Below are 19,302 nucleotides of genomic sequence, written 5' to 3'. Positions count from 1 at the left end.
GCCGGAGCTACCGGGTCGCCACGTGCTCCTTGCGGACCGTGTCGGCCAGGTGCCCCGGCATCGGCTCGTGCCGCACATACGTACGGCTGAACGTGCCCGCCCCGGAGGTCAGCGCACGCAGCTCCACGGCGTACCGGATCAGCTCGGTGGCGGGCACCTCGGCCCGGACCAGGCTGTAGCCGGTCTCGTCCTCGTTCTCGGTGCCCATCGGGCGCCCGCGGCGGCCGGACAGGTCGCTCATCACCGCGCCGACGTACGCCTCCGGAACCCGCACCACGATCTCGTCCACCGGTTCGAGCAGGGTCATCTGACCCTCCTCCGCGGCCTCCTTCAGCGCCATTGAGCCCGCGGTCTGGAACGCCGCGTCGGACGAGTCGACGCTGTGCGCCTTGCCGTCGACCAGCGTGACCTTCAGGTCCACCACCGGGTAGCCGGCGACGAGCCCGCGTTCGAGCTGGGCCCGCACCCCCTTCTCCACGGACGGGATGTAGTTGTGCGGCACCGCGCCGCCCACCACCTTGTCGACGAATTGGAAACCCTCGCCGCGCGGCAGCGGCTCCACCTCGATGTCGCACACCGCGTACTGGCCGTGCCCGCCGGACTGCTTGACGTGGCGTCCGTGGCCCTTGGCGGCCGCGCCGAACGTCTCCCGCAGCGACACCTTGACCGGCTCGGTGTCCAGCTCGACGCCGCCCGCGCGCAGCCGTTCCAGCACCACGTCGGCGTGCGACTCGCCCATGCACCACAGCACGAGCTGGTGGGTGTCGGCGTTGCGTTCCAGGCGCAGCGTCGGGTCGCCCGCGACCAGCCGGGCCAGGTTCTTGGCCAGCGCGTCCTCGTCCGAACGGGACTTGGCGACCACCGCGATCGGCAGCAGCGGCTCCGGCATCCGCCACGGGGCCATCAGCAGCGGCTCGTCCCTGCCGGACAGCGTGTCGCCGGTCTCCGCGCTGCCCGACTTGGTGATCGCGCACAGGTCACCGGCCACGCACGAGGAGACCTCGCGGAGTTGGGCACCCAGCGGGGAGTAGATGTGCGCGATGCGCTCGTCGGCGTCGTGGTCCGGGTGGCCGCGCTCGGACATGCCGTGCCCGGAGACGTGCACGGTCTGCTCCGGTCGCAGCGTGCCGGAGAACACCCGGACCAGCGAGACCCGCCCGACGTGCCGGTCGATGGTGGTCTTGACCACCTCGGCGACCAGCGGGCCGTCCGGGTCGCAGGTCAGCGGCGTACGCGGGGAACCGTCCACCCCGGTCACCGCGGGCAGGTCGTGCTCCAGGGGTGTCGGGGCGCTGGACACCAGCGTGTCGAGCAGCGCGTCGAGCCCGACGCCGGTCTGCGCGCACACCGGGATGACCGGGTAGAAGTGGCCGCGGGCCACCGCCTTCTCCAGGTCGGGGATCAGCACGTCCTGGCCGACCTGCTCCCCGCCGAGGTAGCGGTCCATCAGGGTCTCGTCCTCGCTCTCGGCGATGATCCCCTCGATGAGCGTGTTGCGTTCCTCCTCGACCGGGGCGAGGTGCTCCGGTTCGGCGTCGCGTTGCTGCGGCGGGTGGCCGTTCGAGTAGTCCAGCACCCGCAGCGTCACCAGGCCGAGCAGGCCCGCGACGGACTGCCCGTCGTCGCCCAGCATCGGCTGGTACAGCGGCATGACGTTGTCGCCGAACGCCTCCTGGCAGCGTTCCAGGGTGCCGTCGTAGTCGGCGCGCGGATGGTCCAGCCGGGTGATCGCCACCGCCCGCGGCATGCCGACCGCGGCGCACTCCTCCCACAGGGCGGTGGTGGCGTCGTCCACGCCGTCCACCGCGGAGACGACGAAGAGCGCGGCGTCCGCGGCCCGCAGGCCGGCGCGCAGCTCCCCGACGAAGTCGGCGAACCCGGGGGTGTCCAACAGATTGATCTTGACGTCGCCGTGCACCAGGGGCGCACACGCCAGGGAGACCGACCGCTGCTGCCGGACGGCCGCCGGATCGTGGTCGCACACCGTGGTGCCGTCGGCGACCGTACCCGGCCGGGGAATCGTGCCGGTCGCGGCGAGCAGCGCCTCGGCCAGCGTCGTCTTCCCGGAACCGGAGTGGCCCACCAGCACCACGTTGCGCACTCTGCCGGGCTCGGTGACGACCGGCGCGGTGGCGCCGGCGAGCCCCCTTTCCGAAGTCTTCTGCGCCATGACAGCGCACCTCCGTTTCAGAAGAGTTACGACGCTGTTCCTGGATCCCACACCCAGCGCAGTCGTGACCGCAACCCCCAGTAGTCACACGCGGCGCCACCATGACGATACGGCCAACGCGTGACGTGGGCCGTACCGTCCGGTGATGGCGCGCCGTTATGGTGAGACGGCCATGGCAAAGATCTTCACCGGAACCGCTCGTGCGGTCGTGTCGCACGGCGTCGACCCGACCGCCAGGTTCCTGCTGCGCCTCGGCGTCACCCCGAACGCGGTCACCGTGGCCGGGACGGTCGGGGTGCTCGCCGGCTCGACCGTCGCCGCTGTCGGCCACATCTTCTGGGGCGTCTGGATCGTCACCGCCTGCGCGCTCACCGACGTGCTCGACGGCACGATGGCCCGGATGCGCGGCGGCTCCAGCAAGTTCGGGGCGCTGCTCGACTCGTCCATGGACCGCATCGCCGACGCGGCGGTGTTCGGCGCGGTCGCCTTCTACCTCGCCGAGCGCGGCAACCCGTACGGGGGGATGGTGGCCGCACTGGTCTGCCTCGCCACCGGCCAGGTGGTCTCGTACGTGAAGGCGCGCGCCCAGAGCCTGGGCCTGGACGCCGACGTCGGCATCGCCGAACGGCTGGAGCGCCTGCTCATCGTGGGCGTCGGCGGTCTGCTCACCAGCGCGGGCCTGGTCTGGGGGCTGCCCGCCGCGCTGTGGCTGCTCGCGGTGCTCTCGATCATCACGGTGTTCCAGCGGCTGCTGCACGCCGCCCGCTCGGCGCGGGTCCCCACCCCGTGAGCCCGGCGAAGGACCGGTTCGCCGAACTGGGGTACGCGGCGGGCTGGCGGCTGGTACGCGCCCTGCCCCAGCGGGCCGCCGCGGCGCTGTTCCGCGCCGGAGCGGACCGGGCGTACCGGGGCAACGGGCCCGGCACCCAGCGGCTGCGCCGCAACCTGCGCCAGGTGCTCGGGCCGGACGCGCCGGACACCACGCTGGAGGAGACCGTCCAGGCCGGGCTGCGCTCGTACGCCCGGTACTGGATGGAGGCGTTCCGGCTGCCGTCACGCACCGCGGCCCAGCATCTCGACGGCTTCCGGCTGGCCCAGGCCGACGAGCTGGCCGAGCTGTTGAACCAGGGCCGCGGGGCGGTCCTCGCGCTGCCGCACGTCGCCAACTGGGACGCCGCAGCGGCCTGGGTCTCCGCGAACGGCTGGCGGCTGGTCACGGTCGCGGAACGGCTCAAGCCCGAAGGGGTGTTCCAGCGCTTCGTCGAGTACCGCGAGAAGCTCGGCATGGAAGTGCTGGCCCTGACCGGCGGGCAGCGCCCCCCGCTGGACGTGCTCGCCGAGCGGGCCACCCAGGGGTACGCGGTGGCCCTGCTCGCCGACCGGGACCTGTCCGCGCGCGGCGTGGAGGTGGACTTCTTCGGCGGCCGCACCCGGATGCCCGCCGGACCGGCCCTGGTGGCGCTGCGGACCGGCGCGCCACTGTACGCCGTGGACATGTGGTTCACCCCGGAACGCACCGAGGCCAGCATGCGCCGCATCCCGCTGCCGGGCCCCGACGAAGGCCCCCTGGACGTGCGGGTACGGGTGGCCACCCAGCGGCTGGCCGACGCGTTCGCCGGGGGGATCGCCGCGCACCCGCAGGACTGGCACATGCTGCAGAAACTGTGGCTGGACACGCCCGCGCGCACGGGCCGGGGCTGAGGCGGGCGCGGTGCGGATCGGGATCGTCTCCCCGTACTCGTTCGACGTGCCCGGCGGGGTGCAGAACCACATCATCGACCTCGCCGAGGCGCTGATCGCGCTGGGTCACTCCGTCAGCGTGCTGGCCCCCGCGGACGAGGACGCCGAGCTGCCGCCGTACGTGGTGCCCGCGGGCCGGGCCGTGCCGCTGCCGTACAACGGGTCGGTGGCGCGGATCGCGTTCGGGCCGGTGTCGACCGCCCGGGTGCGCCGGTGGCTGGCGCGCGGCGAGTTCGACGTGCTGCACGTGCACGAGCCGATGGCGCTGAGCCTGTCCATGCTGGCCGTGCTGTCGGCGCGCGGCCCGGTGGTCGCCACGTTCCACACCGCGATGACCCGCTCCCGCGTGCTGTCGGTCGCCCAGGGGCTGCTGCAGCTCGTGGTGGAGAAGATCACCGCCCGGATCGCGGTGAGCGAACTTGCCCGCAAGGTGCAGGTCGAACACCTGGGCGGCGGCGCCGTGGAGATCCCCAACGGGGTCGCGGTCGCGAAGTTCGCCGACGCGCAGCCGCTGCCGGGCTGGCCCGGCGACGGCGGCACGCTGGGCTTCCTGGGCCGGTTCACCGAGCCGCGCAAGGGCTTCACGATCCTGCGTACGGCGTTCGTCACGCTGGCCCGCCAGCGGCCCGGCCTGCGGCTGCTCGTGGCCGGCCCGGGCGACCGCGACGAGATGTACGACGAGCTCCCCGCGGACCTGCACGACCGGGTCACGTTCCTCGGGCTGGTCTCCGAGCCCGACAAGGCGCGGATGCTGCGCAGCGTCGACGTGTACGTCGCACCGAACACCGGCGGCGAGTCGTTCGGCATGATCCTCACCGAGGCGATGGCCGCCGGTGCGACCGTCGTGGCCAGCGACCTGGACGCGTTCCGGCGGGTGCTCGACGGCGGGCGGGCCGGGGAGCTGTTCGCGACCGGCGACCCGGACGCCCTCGCCGGCACGCTGGCGGCCCTGCTCGACGACCCGGCGCGCCGCGCCGAGCTGGCCGCCGGCGCCCGCGAGACCGTGCAGGCGTACGACTGGAGCACGGTCGCGCAGCGGGTGCTGGAGGTGTACGCCACCGCCATCGAGGCGACCGACGGGCGGGTTTTCGACGCCGAGTGGGCGGAACCACCCCCGGCACGCTGACGGGCCGACATCGGGCAGCACTACGATGCCCGGCATGTGGTGGGTCATGGGCATCGTCGTGCTGGCGGCCCTGCTCTCGGGTTACCTGACCTGGACGGCGCACCGCGTCGAGCGCGTACACGTGCGTGCCCGCTCCGCCCAGCGTGCGCTCGACGCCCACCTGCTGCGGCGCGCCGCCGCCGCCGCGGTCGTCGCCGAGACCCTCGAGAGCGTCGAGCTGTACGCGGCCGCCCGCCTGGCGTTGGACGCCGCGCCCGGTGAGCGGGAGGCGGCCGAGAACGACCTGACCCGCCAGCTGGAGGCGGTCGACCTGACCGGCACCGAGCCGGCCACGCACGCCCTGGTCGTCCACAGCAGGCGCGTCGTGCTGGCCCGCCAGGTGCACACCGACCTGGTGCGCGACGCCCTGACCGCCCGGCGGCGCCCGCTCGTACGGGTGCTACGGATGGCCCGCCGCTACCCCCGCCCCGCGTATTTCGACATCCTCGACCCGTACACGACGATGTCGCGTCTCGCCCCGCCGGCCGTCCCGGTCGAGGCCGGCTGAGCGGGCCGGCGCAAGGTGGCTCTGCGGAGCAGGCCACCGGGGGGTCGATTGGCCATCGGTGGCCTCAGGCGGCGGCTCTAGACTCGGACCCCGACAAACCCCGCCGTAAGGAGCGATCTCCCGTGTCCGACAGCCAGCAGCCGACGCCCGTCACCGGTACCGCCCGCGTCAAGCGCGGCATGGCCGAGATGCTCAAGGGTGGCGTGATCATGGACGTGGTCACCCCCGAGCAGGCCAAGATCGCCGAGGACGCCGGAGCCGTCGCCGTGATGGCGCTCGAACGGGTCCCCGCCGACATCCGCGCCCAGGGCGGCGTGTCCCGGATGAGCGACCCCGACATGATCGACGGCATCATCAGCGCGGTCTCGATCCCCGTCATGGCCAAGGCCCGCATCGGGCACTTCGCCGAGGCCCAGGTCCTGCAGTCGCTCGGCGTCGACTACATCGACGAGTCCGAGGTGCTGACCCCGGCCGACTACGCCAACCACATCGACAAGTGGGCGTTCACCGTGCCGTTCGTCTGCGGCGCCACCAACCTCGGCGAGGCGCTGCGCCGGATCACCGAGGGCGCCGCCATGATCCGCTCGAAGGGCGAGGCCGGCACCGGCGACGTCTCCAACGCGGTCACCCACATGCGGACCATCCGCGCCGAGCTGCGCCGCCTGCAGTCGCTGCCCGCCGACGAGCTGTACGTCGCGGCCAAGGAGCTGCAGGCCCCGTACGAGCTGGTCAAGGAGGTCGCCGAGGCGGGCAAGCTGCCGGTGGTGCTGTTCACCGCGGGCGGCATCGCCACCCCGGCCGACGCGGCCATGATGATGCAGCTCGGCGCCGAGGGCGTGTTCGTCGGCTCCGGCATCTTCAAGTCCGGCAACCCCGCCCAGCGCGCCGCCGCGATCGTCAAGGCCACCACGTTCCACGACGACCCCGACGTGGTCGCCAAGGTGTCGCGCGGCCTGGGCGAGGCCATGGTCGGCATCAACGTCGACGACATCCCGGTCCCGCACCGCCTCGCCGAGCGCGGCTGGTAACACCCTGAACGCACGCGGTCTCCGGGCTCCTCGAGGGCCCGGGGACCGCTGCCCGTTGACGACCTGGAGGACGACGTGACCATCGGGGTGCTGGCCCTGCAGGGCGACGTACGCGAGCACCTGCGCGCCCTGACCGAGAGCGGCACGCAGGCGCGGCCGGTACGCCGTACCGAGGAGCTGGACGCGGTCGCCGCGCTGGTCATCCCCGGCGGCGAGTCCACCACGATGAGCAACCTGGCCGTGTCGTTCGGCCTGCTCGACCCGATCCGCAAGCGGATCGCCGACGGCATGCCGGTGTACGGCTCCTGCGCCGGCATGATCATGCTGGCCACCACGGTGCTGGACGGCCGGCCCGACCAGGAGTCCTTCGCCGGCATCGACATGACCGTGCGGCGCAACGCGTTCGGCCGCCAGGTCGACTCGTTCGAGGCGCCGGTCGCCATCGACGGCATCGCGGGCGGCGACTTCCACGCCGTGTTCATCCGCGCCCCGTGGGTCGAGAACATCGGCCCGGACGTGCGTGCGCTGGGCCGCGTCACGGCCGGACCGGCCGCCGGTAGGATTGTCGCGGTTCAGCAGGGAAACCTGCTCGCCACGGCCTTCCATCCCGAGCTGACCGGCGACCTGCGTGTCCACCGGTACTTCGTGCAGATGGTGTCCAGCGCCGCAGACGACCGGTGAAGACGGAGGTTCCCCATGTCCGGCCACTCCAAGTGGGCGACGACCAAGCACAAGAAGGCCGTCATCGACGCCAAGCGCGGCAAGATGTTCGCCAAGCTGATCAAGAACATCGAGGTCGCGGCGCGCACCGGGGGCGGCGACCCGGCCGGTAACCCCACCCTCTACGACGCCATCCAGAAGGCGAAGAAGAGCTCCGTACCGAACGACAACATCGACCGCGCGGTCAAGCGCGGCTCCGGCCTGGAGGCCGGCGGCGCCGACTGGCAGACGATCATGTACGAGGGGTACGGCCCCAACGGCGTCGCGATCCTCATCGAGTGCCTGACGGACAACCGCAACCGCGCCGCCACCGAGGTGCGCACCGCGCTCACCCGCAACGGCGGCACGTTCGCCGACGCCGGCAGCGTGTCGTACCTGTTCAACCGCAAGGGCGTGGTCATCGTCCCGAAGGGCGGCCTCAGCGAGGACGACCTCATGCTCGCGGTGCTCGACGCCGGGGCCGAGGAGATCAACGACCTGGGCGACTCGTTCGAGGTGATCAGTGAGGCCGGTGAGCTGGTCGCGGTCCGCACCGCGCTGCAGGGCGCCGGCATCGAGTACGACTCGGCCGAGTCCTCGCTGGTGCCCACGATGACCGTGGAGGTCGACGAGGAGGCGGCCCGCAAGGTGTTCAAGCTCATCGACGTCCTGGAGGACTGCGACGACGTGCAGAACATCTTCGCCAACTTCGACGTCCCCGACGAGGTCATGGCCAAGATCGACGCCTGAACGGCATACCCGCGGCAGTCACCGGGTTGTACGATATGACGTACAACCCGGGAGGTGTGCGATGCGAGTGATTTCCGCGTCCGATCTGCGGTCGAACCTTGCGGCCGCACTCGACACCATTGAGAGCGACGCTGAGGATCTCGTCGTCACCCGGAGCGGTCACGAGGATGTTGTGATCATGCTCAAGCGCGACTACGACGCCTGGCGCGAAACCGACTACCTGTCCCGTGGTGCCAGCGGCCAGGAACTGCGCCGCCGCATCGCGGACATGGATTCCGGCCGTGGTGTGGTGCATGACCTCGACGAGGACGAGGCCGAGCCGGGCATTGCGTGAAGATCATCTGGCATCCCTCGGCCTGGGATGAGTACGTCATCTGGCAGACCGAGGATCGACGGATGCTGCGCCGGGTCAACGAACTGATCCGGGACATCCGGCGGGGAGGCGACGGAGGCATCGGCAAGCCCGAGCTGCTCAAGGGCGACCTGAGCGGCTGGTCGTCGCGCCGTATCAACCAGGAGCACCGCCTCGTCTGCCGGACCACCGCGGGCGGCGATCTGGAGATCCTCATGTGTCGCTATCACTACGGCTGACCTACGAGCATCGGCGGCGACCGATGGCCGCGGTGGCGTCCGAGCCCGGCCGTCAGCCGGGCGGTCGGCCGTCAACCAGGCGGTCAGGGCGCCGTGGCTGACACGTGCGACATGATCTGGGCGATGGCGCCCACGATCAGCACCACCGCCGCGGCCAGCCGCCCCACCCGGCGCCAGCAGTAGCGCTCATACGCGTGGACCCACGCAATACCTGCCTCCGCGACCGTCCGGGAGTCCGAGCGGGCCGTTGATCCCAGCAATGGCGCCAGCCGCATCGCCACGCTCACCTGCGGGCCCGGCGATCCGGGGGCCGTCGGTCCCGGCGATCCGGGGGCCGTCGGTTCCAGCGAGTCAGTGACCGTCGCGATGGGTGGCATCACCGCGCCCGGCGGCGCGGGCCGCACGTCGACCGGATACGGCCGATCCTCGCGCCACTGCTTCGCCCGGGACGCGAGCCGGCGCGACAGAAAATCCGCTGCCGCGTCGCCGTGGCGCAGCCGGGACCACCACCGCAGCCGCCGCCAGTGTCCGGCCAGGTCGGCAAGCACCTCACCGGACATCTGGTCCACAGACGGGTCGCCGTCCATCAGGCGGGCCGCCTCGCGACGCAGCGCGGCAAGATGACCGGCCACGAAGTCCACGTAGTCGGCGGGCGGCTCCTCCGCCATCGGCGGGATCAGGTACGCCATGACGCCTCCGACCCCATCCTCCCCGCAGGAGTGCAGGAGCGCACCCCCCTCACGGCGCGGGGCGTGCGTGTCGCTTCCCGGCGCGGGATGCGGCCGTACTAGGGTGTCGAACACACGTACGCCGGACATGGGGAGGTCGCGTAGTGCGCGTGCTCGGCATCGACCCGGGCCTAACCCGGTGCGGGGTCGGCGTCGTCGAGGGCGTGCCGGGCCGGCCGTGCAAACTGGTCGCCTACTACGTGGTCACCTCCGAGCCCGGCGAGGACATCGCGCTGCGCCTGCGGCACCTCGACGAGTCGCTGGCCGCGCTGGTCGCCGAGCACCAGCCCCAGAGCGTCGCGGTCGAGCGCGTCTTCAGCCAGCACAACGTGCGTACGGTCATGGGCACCGCGCAGGCCAGCGCGGTCGCGATCCTCGCGGGCGCGCGCGCCCGCCTGCCGGTCGAGACCTACACCCCGAGCGAGGTCAAGGCGGCCATCACCGGCTCCGGAACGGCCGGAAAAGCCCAGGTCACGACGATGGTCACCCGGCTGCTCGGGCTGGACCAGCCGCCCCGCCCGGCCGACGCCGCGGACGCGCTCGCGCTGGCCATCTGCCACATCTGGCGCGGCGGCACCCGCGCCCGTATCGCCAAGGCGGCGCAGGCCGCCGCCCGCCGGACAGGAGCCCCACGATGATCGCCAGCGTCCGCGGCGTGGTCGCCACGATCGCCCCCGACAGCGCCGTCATCGAGGTCGGCGGCGTCGGCCTCGCGGTCCAGTGCGCCCCCGGGACCCTGGCCGGTCTCAAGGCCGGGTCGGAGGCCCGGCTGGCCACCAGCCTCGTCGTGCGGGAGGACTCGCTCACCCTGTACGGCTTCGCCGACGACGACGAGAAGCGCCTGTTCGAGCTGTTGCAGACCGCCAGCGGGGTGGGTCCCCGGCTGGCCCAGGCGGTCCTTGCCGTACACGCGCCCGACGCGGTGCGCCGGGCGGTGTCGGGGGGTGACATCGCCGCCCTGACCAGGGTGCCCGGCATCGGGAAGAAGGGCGCCGAACGCCTCGTCCTGGAATTGCGCGACCGTATCGGTGTGGTGGCCGGCCCCGAGAGTGCGACCGGCGGGGTGCTGCGCGGCGACTGGCAGGAGCAGGTCCGTCAGGGCGTCGTCGCCCTCGGCTGGTCCGCGGCCCAGGCCGATCAGGCGGTCACCGCGGTCGGGGAGAGCCTCGACGGCGAGGTGCCGCCGGTGCCCGTTCTGCTGCGCCAGGCGATCCGGCTGCTCGGGCGGGCCCGATGACCGGCGACGCCGTGGTGTCGCCGTACGCGGGCGACGAGGAAATGGACGCCGAGGCCAGCGTCCGCCCTCGCCGGCTGGCCGACTTCATCGCCCAGCACCGCGTCCGCGACCAGCTGGAGCTGCTGCTCAAAGGTGCGATGGGCCGCGGCACCCCACCGGACCACATCCTGCTGTCCGGACCACCCGGGCTGGGGAAGACCACCTTGGCCAACATCGTGGCGGCCGAGCTGGGTACGGGCATCCGCACCACCAGCGGTCCGGTGATCGAGCGCTCCGGGGACCTCGCCGCGATCCTGACCAGCCTCGGCCCGGGCGATGTGCTGTTCATCGACGAGATCCACCGGATCGCCAAGCCCGCCGAGGAGCTGCTGTACAGCGCGATGGAGGACTTCCGCGTCGACGTGGTGGTCGGCAAGGGGCCCGGCGCGACCGCGATCCCGCTGGACGTCGAACCGTTCACCCTGGTCGGGGCGACCACCCGCGCCGGGTTGCTGTCCGGCCCGATGCGGGACCGCTTCGGCTTCGTCGCCCACCTCGACTTCTACTCGCCGGCCGACCTGGACGCGTTGCTGCACCGCTCCGCGCGGATCCTGGGGGTGCCGATCACCGCGGAGGGGGCCGCGGAGATCGCGGGGCGCTCCCGGGGCACCCCACGGATCGCGAACCGGCTGCTGCGCCGGGTGCGTGACTTCGCGGAGGTCCGCGCGGACGGCGTGGTCAACGAGGAGACCGCCCGCGCCGCGCTGGCCGTGTACGACGTCGACGAGCTGGGCCTGGACCGGCTGGACCGGGCCGTGCTGCGGGCGCTGATCGAGTCGTTCCGGGGTGGGCCGGTGGGGCTGTCGACACTGGCGGTGGCGGTGGGGGAGCAGCCGGACACCGTGGAGGAGGTGTGCGAGCCGTTCCTGGTCCGGGCCGGGCTGCTGGCACGTACCCCGCGCGGGCGGGTGGCCACGGACGCCGGTTGGCATCACCTGGGCAAGGCTCCGCCGGTGGACGGGCGCGGGCCGGTGCCGGGCCAGGCGGAGTTGTTCGCCCGGGATGCCTGAGCGCGGCGCCCCTCGTAATGTGAACGTGACGTGTGCCGTGCGCAGAGTTCCCAGGATGAGGGACTAAACTCGCCGCGGTTCTTACGGGATGTCTGTCTCGCCCCGTCGCGCACCATGTGCCGCGGCGGAGGCTCCATGGAAGGCTCTTTTTCGTGACTTTTGCAGCTCCGTCCCAGGGCGGCGGCAGCTTCATGCCGCTGCTGCTGATCGCCCTGCTTTTCGGCGTCATGTACTTCATGATGATCCGCCCGCAACAGAAGCGTCGCCGCGAGGCTCAGGAGATGCAGTCCGCGCTCGGCCCGGGCGACCAGGTCGTGACGATCGGCGGGCTGCACGGCACGGTGACTGCGGCGGACGACGAGATCGTGACGGTCGAGGCGTCGCCCGGGGTGGAGCTGCGGTTCGCTCGCCCGGCGATCGCGCGGGTGGTCAAGCCCGAGGCCGCCGCGATGACCGAGTCGGACGAGGCCGGTTCCGCGGCCGCCGAGCCCGCTGACGACGCGCCGGTCGCCGACGAGCCGATTCAGAGCCCGGTCGTCGAGACCCGCAAGAACAAGGACTGATCGCTCGACTTCGATGGCGGGATGTCCGGGTCGGGGTAACCGGGCAGCCCGCCGTTGTGAATAATCGTCGCCGGGCGCTTCGTCCGGTCTGACGCGGCTGCCCCAGCACCTTCACCCGTGTCGTCGCGACCGTGCGGCGGCCGTACCGTACGAGGAGACCGAACGCCGTGGCCCGACCACCACAGGGACAGATGCATCCCGGGCGGCAACTCGCCGTGCTCGGCCTGGTCTTCGTCGTCCTGTACCTGCTCGTCTTCTTCGCGGCGGGTGCGGAAGGCAGCGCCCGCGACCGGCTGCACCCGAAGCTGGGGCTCGACCTCATCGGCGGCACCCAGGTGACGTACCAGGCCTCACTGCTGACCAACGGCCAGGTGCCGCCGCGGCAGAACATGGAGCAGGCCAGGGACATCATGGAGAGCCGGGTCAACGCGCTCGGCGTCTCCGAGGCCGAGGTCGTCATCGAGGGCGACCGCAACATCGTGGTCTCCGTCGCGGGCAAAGAGGCCGACGAGCTGAAGAACATCGGCCAGGCCGCGCAGATGCGCTTCCGCAAGGTCCTCAAGGCCACGGTCGACGTCGCCGCGGCGGCGGCCAACCCGCCCGCCGCGAGCGCCGCCCCGAGCGGCAGCGCCAAGCCGTCGGCCGGCACCACCAAGGCGCCGAACATCAGCGGCACCAGCAAGCCCAGCACCGCCCCCAGCACCGCCGCGAGCGGCGGCCAGGGCGGCGGCGAGCAGGCGCCGAACCCGAGCGCGAGCGCTCCGGCCCCGACGGCGACCGCCGCGGCCCCCTCCGCCTCGGCCCTCCCCACGCCGTCGGCGTCTGCCGCGCCCGTCCCGGGCACCGCGATCCCGACGCGCGCGGACGTGGAGAAGAAGGTCGGCCCGGAGGCATGGGCGGCCGCCAGCAAGCTGACCGACGTACCGGACCTGTCGCAGAACCCGCAGGCCGCCGTGCCGCTCGCGAAGTTCGGGACGCTCACCGGCCTCGAGGTCAACGCACTGACGCCCGAGATGCAGTACAACGTTCCGACGATCAGCTGCAAGCAGCTCCAGGACCGGCCGAACGGCGCGATCGACGACGAGCATGCCAAGGCCACCGCCTGCGACAAGAGCGGCCGCAAGATGTACATGGACGTCGCCAAGGTGATCGGCACCGACATCGCCTCCGCGAGCCCCCAGTACGACCAGCAGCAGGGCCAGTGGGTCGTCTCGCTGGACTTCAAGACCGACGGTCAGAAGAAGTGGGCCGACCTCACGCGCGAGGCGTACAACAAGACCGCCAACGACGGGTGCGAGAACGCGGCGGGGGCGCTGGGCGGCGACGGCCAGCACTGCCATGTCGCGGTCGTGCTGGACAAGACCGTCATCTCGGCGCCGGAGATCCAGGGCGTGCTCACCGGCCAGTCGCAGATCACGGGCAACTTCGACGCGAAGTCGGCCCGGCAGTTGGCCGACCAGATCCAGTACGGCGCACTGCCGGTCACGTTCACCGCGGGCCAGGCGATGACGGTCTCCCCGACCCTGGGAACCGCCCAGCTCAAGGCCGGTCTGCTGGCGGCGGCGATCGGCATGGCGCTGGTCGCGATCTACGCGTTCTTCTACTACCGCCTGCTCGGCACGGTGATCTTCCTCAGCCTGATCCTGTCCGGCGTGCTGACCTACGGGGCCCTGGTGTTCCTGGGCCGGGCGACCGGGTTCACGCTGACGCTCGCGGGAATCGCGGGCTTCATCGTGTCGCTCGGTGTGGCGGCGGACTCGTTCGTCATCTACTTCGAGCGACTCAAGGACGAGATCCACGAGGGTCGTAGTCCGCGCAGCGCGGTCCCACGGGCGTGGGTGCGGGCGCGGCGTACCATCATCAGCGCCAACACGATCACGATCATGGCGGCCGTGGTGCTGTACATCGTGTCGATCGGCGCAGTGAAGGGCTTCGCGGCGGCGCTCGGCCTCGCCACGATCATCGACCTGATGGTGGTGTTCCTGTTCCGCCACCCGATCATGACGATGTTCGCGAACACCAAGGCGTTCCTGTCGCCTCGCGTCAGCGGCCTCGGCAAGGTCCTGCCGGCTCGTACGAAGTCCGACGAGGCGCCCCGCACGTCGCGCGCGAAGGAGGCATGAGATGGCCAAGACCGGCGGTTTCGCGTATCGCCTGTACCGCGGCGAGGCGAATCTCAACATCATCGGGCGCCGCAAGACGTGGTTCCTCACCGCGGCCGTGCTCGTGCTCATCGCGATCGGCAGCTTCGTCTTCCGCGGCTTCGAGCTGGGCATCGAGTTCGCCGGCGGTACGTCGTTCACCGTCCCTGCCGTCACCACGTCGGGTCACGAGCTGACCCAGACCGACGTCCAGGACGCGGTGAAGAAGGCCGTCACGGCGGCCGACCCGGAAGCCACCGTGGGTGCGGCGCAGAAGGTCGGCCGGTCCGGCCAGCAGCAGAGCTACACCATCCGCGCGTCCGCCATGAAGCCGGAGCAGGCCGAGGCCGCCAAGGCGTCCTTGGCCAAGGACCTCAACGTCGACGCCGGCCAGGTCAGCGACAGCCAGGTCTCGGCGGCCTGGGGTGGCGCGGTCACCCGGCAGGCGCTGCTCGGCCTGGGCATCTTCATCGTCCTGGTGATGGGCTATCTGGTGATCCGCTTCGAGTGGCGGATGGCCGTGGCCGCGGTCTCCTCGCTGCTGCTCGACCTGATCCTCACCGCGGGCGTGTACTCGCTGGTCGGCTTCGAGGTCACCCCGTCCACGGTGATCGGCTTCCTGACGATCCTCGGCTTCTCCCTGTACGACGTCGTCGTGGTGTTCGACAAGGTGCAGGAGAACACGCGGGGCATCACCGCGGGCAGCACGCAGACGTACAGCGAGGCGACGAACCTGGCGGTCAACCAGACCCTGATGCGTTCGATCAACACCGGTCTGGTGGCGCTGCTGCCGGTCGGCGGCCTGCTGTTCATCGGTGCCGGGCTGCTGGGCGCGGGCACGCTCAAGGACCTCGGTCTGGTGCTGTTCGTCGGCATGGGCATCGGTGTGGCCGCCTCGATCCTGTTCGCGGCGCCGCTGCTGTCCTGGCTGAAGGACCAGGAGCCGCGGATCAAGGCGCACAACGTGCGGGTGCTCAGCCGGCGGGCCTCGGCCCGCCCGGGCGGCGAGCGCAAGCCGGCCGACGGCACCTCCGCCGCGGAGGCGGCCCCGGCGCTGGCCGGCTCGACCCCGCGGCCCGGCGCGCGCCCGGCGACCAAGCGCACCGGCCGCCCCGGCGGGTCCGGCAACCGGCCCAGCGGCGGCGGCAAGCGCCGCTGACCGCACAGTTCACTCCGGTCGCCCGTCGACCGCGCGAAGGCCCGCCACCGCCCGGTGGCGGGCCTTCGGCCCATCGATAGGCTGGGCCGGTGACAGAGACCGCAGAGGTACGCGGCGACAGCGGGCAGATGGCCGCGGAGCTCGTCGCCAGCCGGGTGCTGGACGTGCCCGACTTCCCGAAGCCCGGCATCATGTTCAAGGACCTCATGCCGCTGTTCGCGGACGGCCCGGTGTTCCGGCAGGTCGTCGACCAGATCGTGGCGCACCACGGGGCTGAGTCGTTCGACGTGGTCGCAGGTGTGGAGGCGCGCGGGTTCGTGGTGGCCGCGGCGATCGCATACGCGACAGGCACCGGGGTGGTGCCCGTGCGCAAAGCGGGCAAGCTACCCCGCCGGGCGCTGTCCGCGTCGTACGCGCTGGAATACGGCGAGGCCACGCTTGAGGTCCACGAGGACGCATTCATGACCGGCCAGCGGGTACTCGTGGTCGATGACGTGCTGGCCACGGGCGGCACCGCCGGGGCGGCGCTTGACCTGGTGGAACAGGCGGGCGGCCGGGTCGCGGGCTTCACGGTGCTGCTCGAGCTCGGGTTCCTGGACGGTCGGCAACGGCTGGCTCCGCGTACGGTCCATGCGGTCCTGACCGTTTGATCCTTTTGGCCCCGGCCCGTCGGTCTCTTTCGAGGTTCAGGCCCGGCCACCGGGGATGAAGAGCCGGGTAGGATGACGTTTCCATCCAGGTGAGCAACGGCGTTCCTGGCGGTGAAGGAGCCCTCCGGCCGACGCCGGCCGACGGGCTCCCTGGCGATGGTGTGAGGAGGCCGGTGTCCAGCGACGTCGCTCCTCCGACGGAGGGCACGGTGCAGCCGCCCGACAGCTCGCAGCCCGGCGTCGACGCGCAGTCGGCGGCCGTGGCAGGCTCCGTGCGTCCCGGCACGCCTCAGGCTGCCGGGGAGGCTGTGGTTCCTGAGGCCCCGGCCCCCGACGCCGTTGCCGACACGACGCCCCCCCACTGCGCAGGCACCGGACCGGGCGGTCACGGATCGCCCGGCCAAGAAGGCGGCCGCGGGAGCGACCAAGCGTCCCGCCAAGCCGGGGCCGGCCGTGGCCGAGCCGCCGGCGAAGCCCCGGCCGCCCGCGACCGAGCGTCCGGCCAAGCCGGGCCCGCAGGCGGGGGACCGTCCGGCCAAGGGTGCGGCGGACGGGCGTCCGGCCAAGGCCGAACAGCGTCCGGCCAAGTCCCCGGCAGGGGAGCGTCCCGCAAAGGCAGGGGAGCATCCGGCCAAAACGGGGGAGAACTCCGTCAAAGCGGGCGAGCGCCCGGCCAAGCCTGCCGCGGCGGGCGGGGACGCCCGGCGGGCCCGTACCGAGGCCGCCGCGGTGCGCCCGGGGGCTCCCAACCGGCTGGGCGCCACCGCCGGGAGCCGGGCCAACGACCCCGAGGCGACCCAGCCGCTGGCGCCCGCGGACGATCCGGCCGCCCCGCTCGGTGCACTGGCCAGCGCCCCCACCGGCCGCCGGGTCCGGGCCCGGCTCGCCCGGTTCAACGCCCCGTGGCAGAGCACCCAGGTCAGCGAGGTCCTCGAACCGCTGATCGCGACGCACCGCGCCAGCCACCCGAAGGCGGACATCCGGTCGTTGCAGCGCGCGTTCGACGTGGCGGCACGCTGGCACTCGGGGCAGTACCGCAAGTCGGGCGACCCGTACATCACGCATCCGCTCGCGGTGGCGACGATCCTGGCGAACCTCGGCATGGACACCACCACGCTGGTGGCCGCGCTGCTGCACGACACGATCGAGGACACCGCGTACTCGCTGGAGCAGATGAAGACCGACTTCGGCGCCGAGGTGGGTCTGCTGGTCGACGGCGTGACCAAGCTCGACCGGGTCAAGCTGGGCGATGCGGCGAAGGCCGAGACGATCCGCAAGATGGTCGTGGCGATGGCCAAGGACCCGCGGGTGCTGGTGATCAAACTGGCCGACCGGCTGCACAACATGCGTACGCTGACCTTCCTGCCCCGCGCCAAGCAGGAGCAGAAGGCCAAGGAGACGCTGGAGATCCTCGCCCCGCTGGCCCACCGCCTCGGTATGAACACGATCAAGTGGGAGCTGGAGGACCTGGCGTTCGGGACGCTGTTCCCGAAGCGGTTCGAGGAGATCAACCGCCTGATCGGGGAGCACCAGCCGCAGCGCGAGGCGCTGCTGCGCCAGGTCACTCAGCGGGTCCAGCTCGACCTGAAGTCCGCGAAGATCAAAGCGGAGGTCACCGGCCGCCCGAAGCACCTGTACTCGATCTACCAGAAGATGATCGTGCGGGGCCGCGACTTCAACGACATCTACGACCTGGTCGGCGTGCGCATCCTGGTGGACACGGTCCGCGACTGCTATGCGGCCCTCGGCGTCATCCACGCGAACTGGCAGCCCGTGCCGGGCCGGTTCAAGGACTACATCGCGATGCCGAAGTTCAACATGTACCAGTCGTTGCACACGACGGTCATCGGCCCGACCGGCAAGCCGGTCGAGATGCAGATCCGTACGTTCGCGATGCACCGCACCGCCGAGTTCGGCATCGCCGCGCACTGGAAGTACAAGGAGCAGAAGGGCGCCACGATCGTGGGCCCGCCCGCGCACATCGACGAGATGACGTGGCTCCGCCAGTTACTTGACTGGCAGCGGGAGGCCAGCGACCCGAGCGAGTTCCTCGACGCGTTGCGCTTCGACCTGTCCAGCCAGGAGGTGTACGTCTTCACCCCGAAGGGCGACGTCATCCCGCTGCCCACGGGCTCGACCCCGGTCGACTTCGCGTATGCGGTGCACACCGAGGTGGGCCACAAGTGCATCGGCGCCCGGGTCAACGGCAAGCTGGTGCCGCTGGAGTCGACGCTGTCCAACGGCGACGTCATCGAGATCTTCACGTCGAAGTCGGCCACGGCCGGGCCGACGCAGGACTGGCTCGGCTTCGTCAAGAGTCCCCGCGCGCGCACGAAGATCCGGCAGTACTTCAACAAGGAGCGCCGGGAAGAAGCGATCGAGGTCGGCAAGGAAGCCATCGTCAAGGCGATGCGCAAACAGGGCCTGCCCTTGCAGCGCATGCTGACCAGCGAGAACCTGACCACGATCGCCCGTGACCTGCACCTGGCCGACGTGGCGTCGCTGTACGCGGCGGTCGGCGAGAACACGGTGTCCGCGCAGTCGGTGGTGCAGAAGCTCGTCGCCGGGTTCGGTGGCGAGGAGGGCGCGGTCGAGGACATCGCCGAGACCGCGGTGGCGACGCGTCCGCCGCGTACCCGGACCAGCGCGCAGGACCCGGGTGTCGTGGTCAAGGGCGTCAGCGACGTCTGGGTGAAGCTGGCCCGCTGCTGCACTCCGGTGCCCGGGGACGCGGTGTTCGGCTTCGTCACCCGTTCCGGCGGGGTCAGCGTGCACCGGGAGGACTGCGCCAACGCGGAGGACCTGCGGGCGCAGAGCGAACGCCGGGTCGAGGTGAGCTGGAAGCCGACCAGCGCGTCGACGTTCCTGGTGGCCATTCAGGTGGAGGCGCTGGACCGGCACAAGCTGCTGGCGGACGTGACCCGGGTGCTGTCGGAGGAGCGGGTGAACATCCTGTCCGCGACGGTCACCACGACGCGCGACCGGGTGGCGGTCAGCCGGTTCACGTTCGAGATGGCCGACCCGAAGCACCTGGGCCATCTGGTCGCGGCGGTGCGCAAGGTGGACGGTGTGTTCGACGCGTACCGGGTGACCTCGGGAGCCTGAACGACAACACAAGAAAGGG

General features: G+C 71.7%; 19 protein-coding genes. 17 read left to right on the top strand and 2 right to left on the bottom strand.

Annotation, left to right across the window (positions count from 1 at the left end; translation table 11 throughout):
- Positions 1-7 precede the first annotated feature (7 nt).
- Complete coding sequence (locus tag ACMCNK_RS10620; RefSeq protein ID WP_412736219.1) at positions 8-2,170, bottom strand: elongation factor G-like protein EF-G2; 2,163 nt, start codon at positions 2,168-2,170, stop codon at positions 8-10.
- Positions 2,171-2,342: 172 nt separating this feature from the next.
- Between ACMCNK_RS10620 and pgsA the strand changes: the two genes are divergently transcribed.
- The 9 genes from pgsA to ACMCNK_RS10575 all read left to right on the top strand — a co-directional run bounded on the left by pgsA (position 2,343) and on the right by ACMCNK_RS10575 (position 8,651).
- A complete protein-coding gene (gene pgsA / locus ACMCNK_RS10615; protein WP_412740815.1) occupies positions 2,343-2,960 on the top strand; it encodes a phosphatidylinositol phosphate synthase in 618 nt (205 codons plus the stop codon).
- Positions 2,957-3,871, top strand: a complete 915-nt coding sequence (locus ACMCNK_RS10610) for a phosphatidylinositol mannoside acyltransferase (protein ID WP_412736218.1) — start codon at positions 2,957-2,959, stop codon at positions 3,869-3,871. Before pgsA ends, ACMCNK_RS10610 begins: the two co-directional genes overlap by 4 nt.
- 10 nt (positions 3,872-3,881) lie before the next feature.
- Positions 3,882-5,036 (top strand): glycosyltransferase family 4 protein, encoded by a 1,155-nt coding sequence (locus tag ACMCNK_RS10605; protein ID WP_412736217.1) that lies wholly within the window; start codon positions 3,882-3,884, stop codon positions 5,034-5,036.
- A 25-nt stretch (positions 5,037-5,061) separates the two neighbouring features.
- Complete coding sequence (locus ACMCNK_RS10600) at positions 5,062-5,583, top strand: hypothetical protein (protein ID WP_412736216.1); 522 nt, start codon at positions 5,062-5,064, stop codon at positions 5,581-5,583.
- A 122-nt stretch (positions 5,584-5,705) separates the two neighbouring features.
- On the top strand, positions 5,706-6,611 hold the full coding sequence (gene pdxS, locus ACMCNK_RS10595) for a pyridoxal 5'-phosphate synthase lyase subunit PdxS (RefSeq protein WP_412736215.1): 906 nt from the start codon (positions 5,706-5,708) through the stop codon (positions 6,609-6,611).
- Positions 6,612-6,686: 75 nt separating this feature from the next.
- Entirely contained in the window at positions 6,687-7,292 is a 606-nt protein-coding gene (gene pdxT / locus ACMCNK_RS10590; protein WP_412736214.1) for a pyridoxal 5'-phosphate synthase glutaminase subunit PdxT, read from the top strand.
- A 15-nt stretch (positions 7,293-7,307) separates the two neighbouring features.
- A complete protein-coding gene (locus tag ACMCNK_RS10585) occupies positions 7,308-8,060 on the top strand; it encodes a YebC/PmpR family DNA-binding transcriptional regulator (protein WP_412736213.1) in 753 nt (250 codons plus the stop codon).
- Positions 8,061-8,127: 67 nt separating this feature from the next.
- The gene (locus tag ACMCNK_RS10580; RefSeq protein WP_412736212.1) at positions 8,128-8,394 is read left to right on the top strand and encodes a type II toxin-antitoxin system Phd/YefM family antitoxin; all 267 of its coding nucleotides are present in this window, start codon (positions 8,128-8,130) and stop codon (positions 8,392-8,394) included.
- Positions 8,391-8,651 carry a Txe/YoeB family addiction module toxin gene (locus ACMCNK_RS10575; protein WP_412736211.1) on the top strand — a complete coding sequence of 87 codons (261 nt, stop codon included), beginning with the start codon at positions 8,391-8,393 and terminating at the stop codon, positions 8,649-8,651. The genes ACMCNK_RS10580 and ACMCNK_RS10575 overlap by 4 nt, the downstream gene beginning before the upstream one ends.
- 83 nt (positions 8,652-8,734) lie before the next feature.
- On the opposite strand, the gene ACMCNK_RS10570 is transcribed toward ACMCNK_RS10575, so the two are convergent.
- Positions 8,735-9,340, bottom strand: coding sequence for a hypothetical protein (locus ACMCNK_RS10570; RefSeq protein ID WP_412736210.1), 606 nt, complete (start codon positions 9,338-9,340; stop codon positions 8,735-8,737).
- Between the two features lie 143 nt (positions 9,341-9,483).
- On the opposite strand from ACMCNK_RS10570, the gene ruvC reads away from it, so the two are divergent.
- The 8 genes from ruvC (at position 9,484) to ACMCNK_RS10530 (ending at position 19,283) form a co-directional block, all read left to right on the top strand.
- Positions 9,484-10,017 carry a crossover junction endodeoxyribonuclease RuvC gene (gene ruvC, locus ACMCNK_RS10565; protein WP_412736209.1) on the top strand — a complete coding sequence of 178 codons (534 nt, stop codon included), beginning with the start codon at positions 9,484-9,486 and terminating at the stop codon, positions 10,015-10,017.
- Positions 10,014-10,616 carry a Holliday junction branch migration protein RuvA gene (ruvA, locus tag ACMCNK_RS10560; RefSeq protein WP_412736208.1) on the top strand — a complete coding sequence of 201 codons (603 nt, stop codon included), beginning with the start codon at positions 10,014-10,016 and terminating at the stop codon, positions 10,614-10,616. Before ruvC ends, ruvA begins: the two co-directional genes overlap by 4 nt.
- A complete protein-coding gene (gene ruvB / locus ACMCNK_RS10555) occupies positions 10,613-11,665 on the top strand; it encodes a Holliday junction branch migration DNA helicase RuvB (RefSeq protein WP_412736207.1) in 1,053 nt (350 codons plus the stop codon). Before ruvA ends, ruvB begins: the two co-directional genes overlap by 4 nt.
- A 152-nt stretch (positions 11,666-11,817) precedes the next feature.
- Positions 11,818-12,228 carry a preprotein translocase subunit YajC gene (gene yajC / locus ACMCNK_RS10550; protein ID WP_412736206.1) on the top strand — a complete coding sequence of 137 codons (411 nt, stop codon included), beginning with the start codon at positions 11,818-11,820 and terminating at the stop codon, positions 12,226-12,228.
- 191 nt (positions 12,229-12,419) lie between these two features.
- On the top strand, positions 12,420-14,351 hold the full coding sequence (gene secD / locus ACMCNK_RS10545) for a protein translocase subunit SecD (RefSeq protein ID WP_412740814.1): 1,932 nt from the start codon (positions 12,420-12,422) through the stop codon (positions 14,349-14,351).
- Between the two features lies 1 nt (position 14,352).
- A complete protein-coding gene (gene secF, locus ACMCNK_RS10540) occupies positions 14,353-15,528 on the top strand; it encodes a protein translocase subunit SecF (RefSeq protein WP_412736205.1) in 1,176 nt (391 codons plus the stop codon).
- Between the two features lie 128 nt (positions 15,529-15,656).
- Complete coding sequence (locus tag ACMCNK_RS10535) at positions 15,657-16,178, top strand: adenine phosphoribosyltransferase (RefSeq protein ID WP_412740813.1); 522 nt, start codon at positions 15,657-15,659, stop codon at positions 16,176-16,178.
- A 453-nt stretch (positions 16,179-16,631) separates the two neighbouring features.
- Positions 16,632-19,283 (top strand): RelA/SpoT family protein, encoded by a 2,652-nt coding sequence (locus ACMCNK_RS10530; RefSeq protein ID WP_412736204.1) that lies wholly within the window; start codon positions 16,632-16,634, stop codon positions 19,281-19,283.
- Positions 19,284-19,302: the final 19 nt, after the last annotated feature.

It is taken from the genome of Krasilnikovia sp. MM14-A1259, assembly GCF_047159535.1.
In the GTDB taxonomy this organism is placed as follows: domain Bacteria; phylum Actinomycetota; class Actinomycetes; order Mycobacteriales; family Micromonosporaceae; genus Actinoplanes.
Note: the sequence above shows the minus strand (reverse complement) of the source record. Positions and strands in the feature narration are given on the sequence as shown.

Bases quoted from the DNA above. Each gene is read 5' to 3' on its own strand.
- ACMCNK_RS10620 (WP_412736219.1), bottom strand. From the start codon at position 2,170: ATGGCGCAGAAGACTTCGGAAAGGGGGCTCGCCGGCGCCACCGCGCCG.
- pgsA (WP_412740815.1), top strand. From the start codon at position 2,343: ATGGCAAAGATCTTCACCGGAACCGCTCGTGCGGTCGTGTCGCACGGC.
- ACMCNK_RS10600 (WP_412736216.1), top strand. From the start codon at position 5,062: ATGCCCGGCATGTGGTGGGTCATGGGCATCGTCGTGCTGGCGGCCCTG.
- ACMCNK_RS10585 (WP_412736213.1), top strand. From the start codon at position 7,308: ATGTCCGGCCACTCCAAGTGGGCGACGACCAAGCACAAGAAGGCCGTC.
- ACMCNK_RS10570 (WP_412736210.1), bottom strand. From the start codon at position 9,340: ATGGCGTACCTGATCCCGCCGATGGCGGAGGAGCCGCCCGCCGACTAC.
- ruvA (WP_412736208.1), top strand. From the start codon at position 10,014: ATGATCGCCAGCGTCCGCGGCGTGGTCGCCACGATCGCCCCCGACAGC.
- ruvB (WP_412736207.1), top strand. From the start codon at position 10,613: ATGACCGGCGACGCCGTGGTGTCGCCGTACGCGGGCGACGAGGAAATG.
- secD (WP_412740814.1), top strand. From the start codon at position 12,420: ATGCATCCCGGGCGGCAACTCGCCGTGCTCGGCCTGGTCTTCGTCGTC.
- secF (WP_412736205.1), top strand. From the start codon at position 14,353: ATGGCCAAGACCGGCGGTTTCGCGTATCGCCTGTACCGCGGCGAGGCG.
- ACMCNK_RS10535 (WP_412740813.1), top strand. From the start codon at position 15,657: ATGGCCGCGGAGCTCGTCGCCAGCCGGGTGCTGGACGTGCCCGACTTC.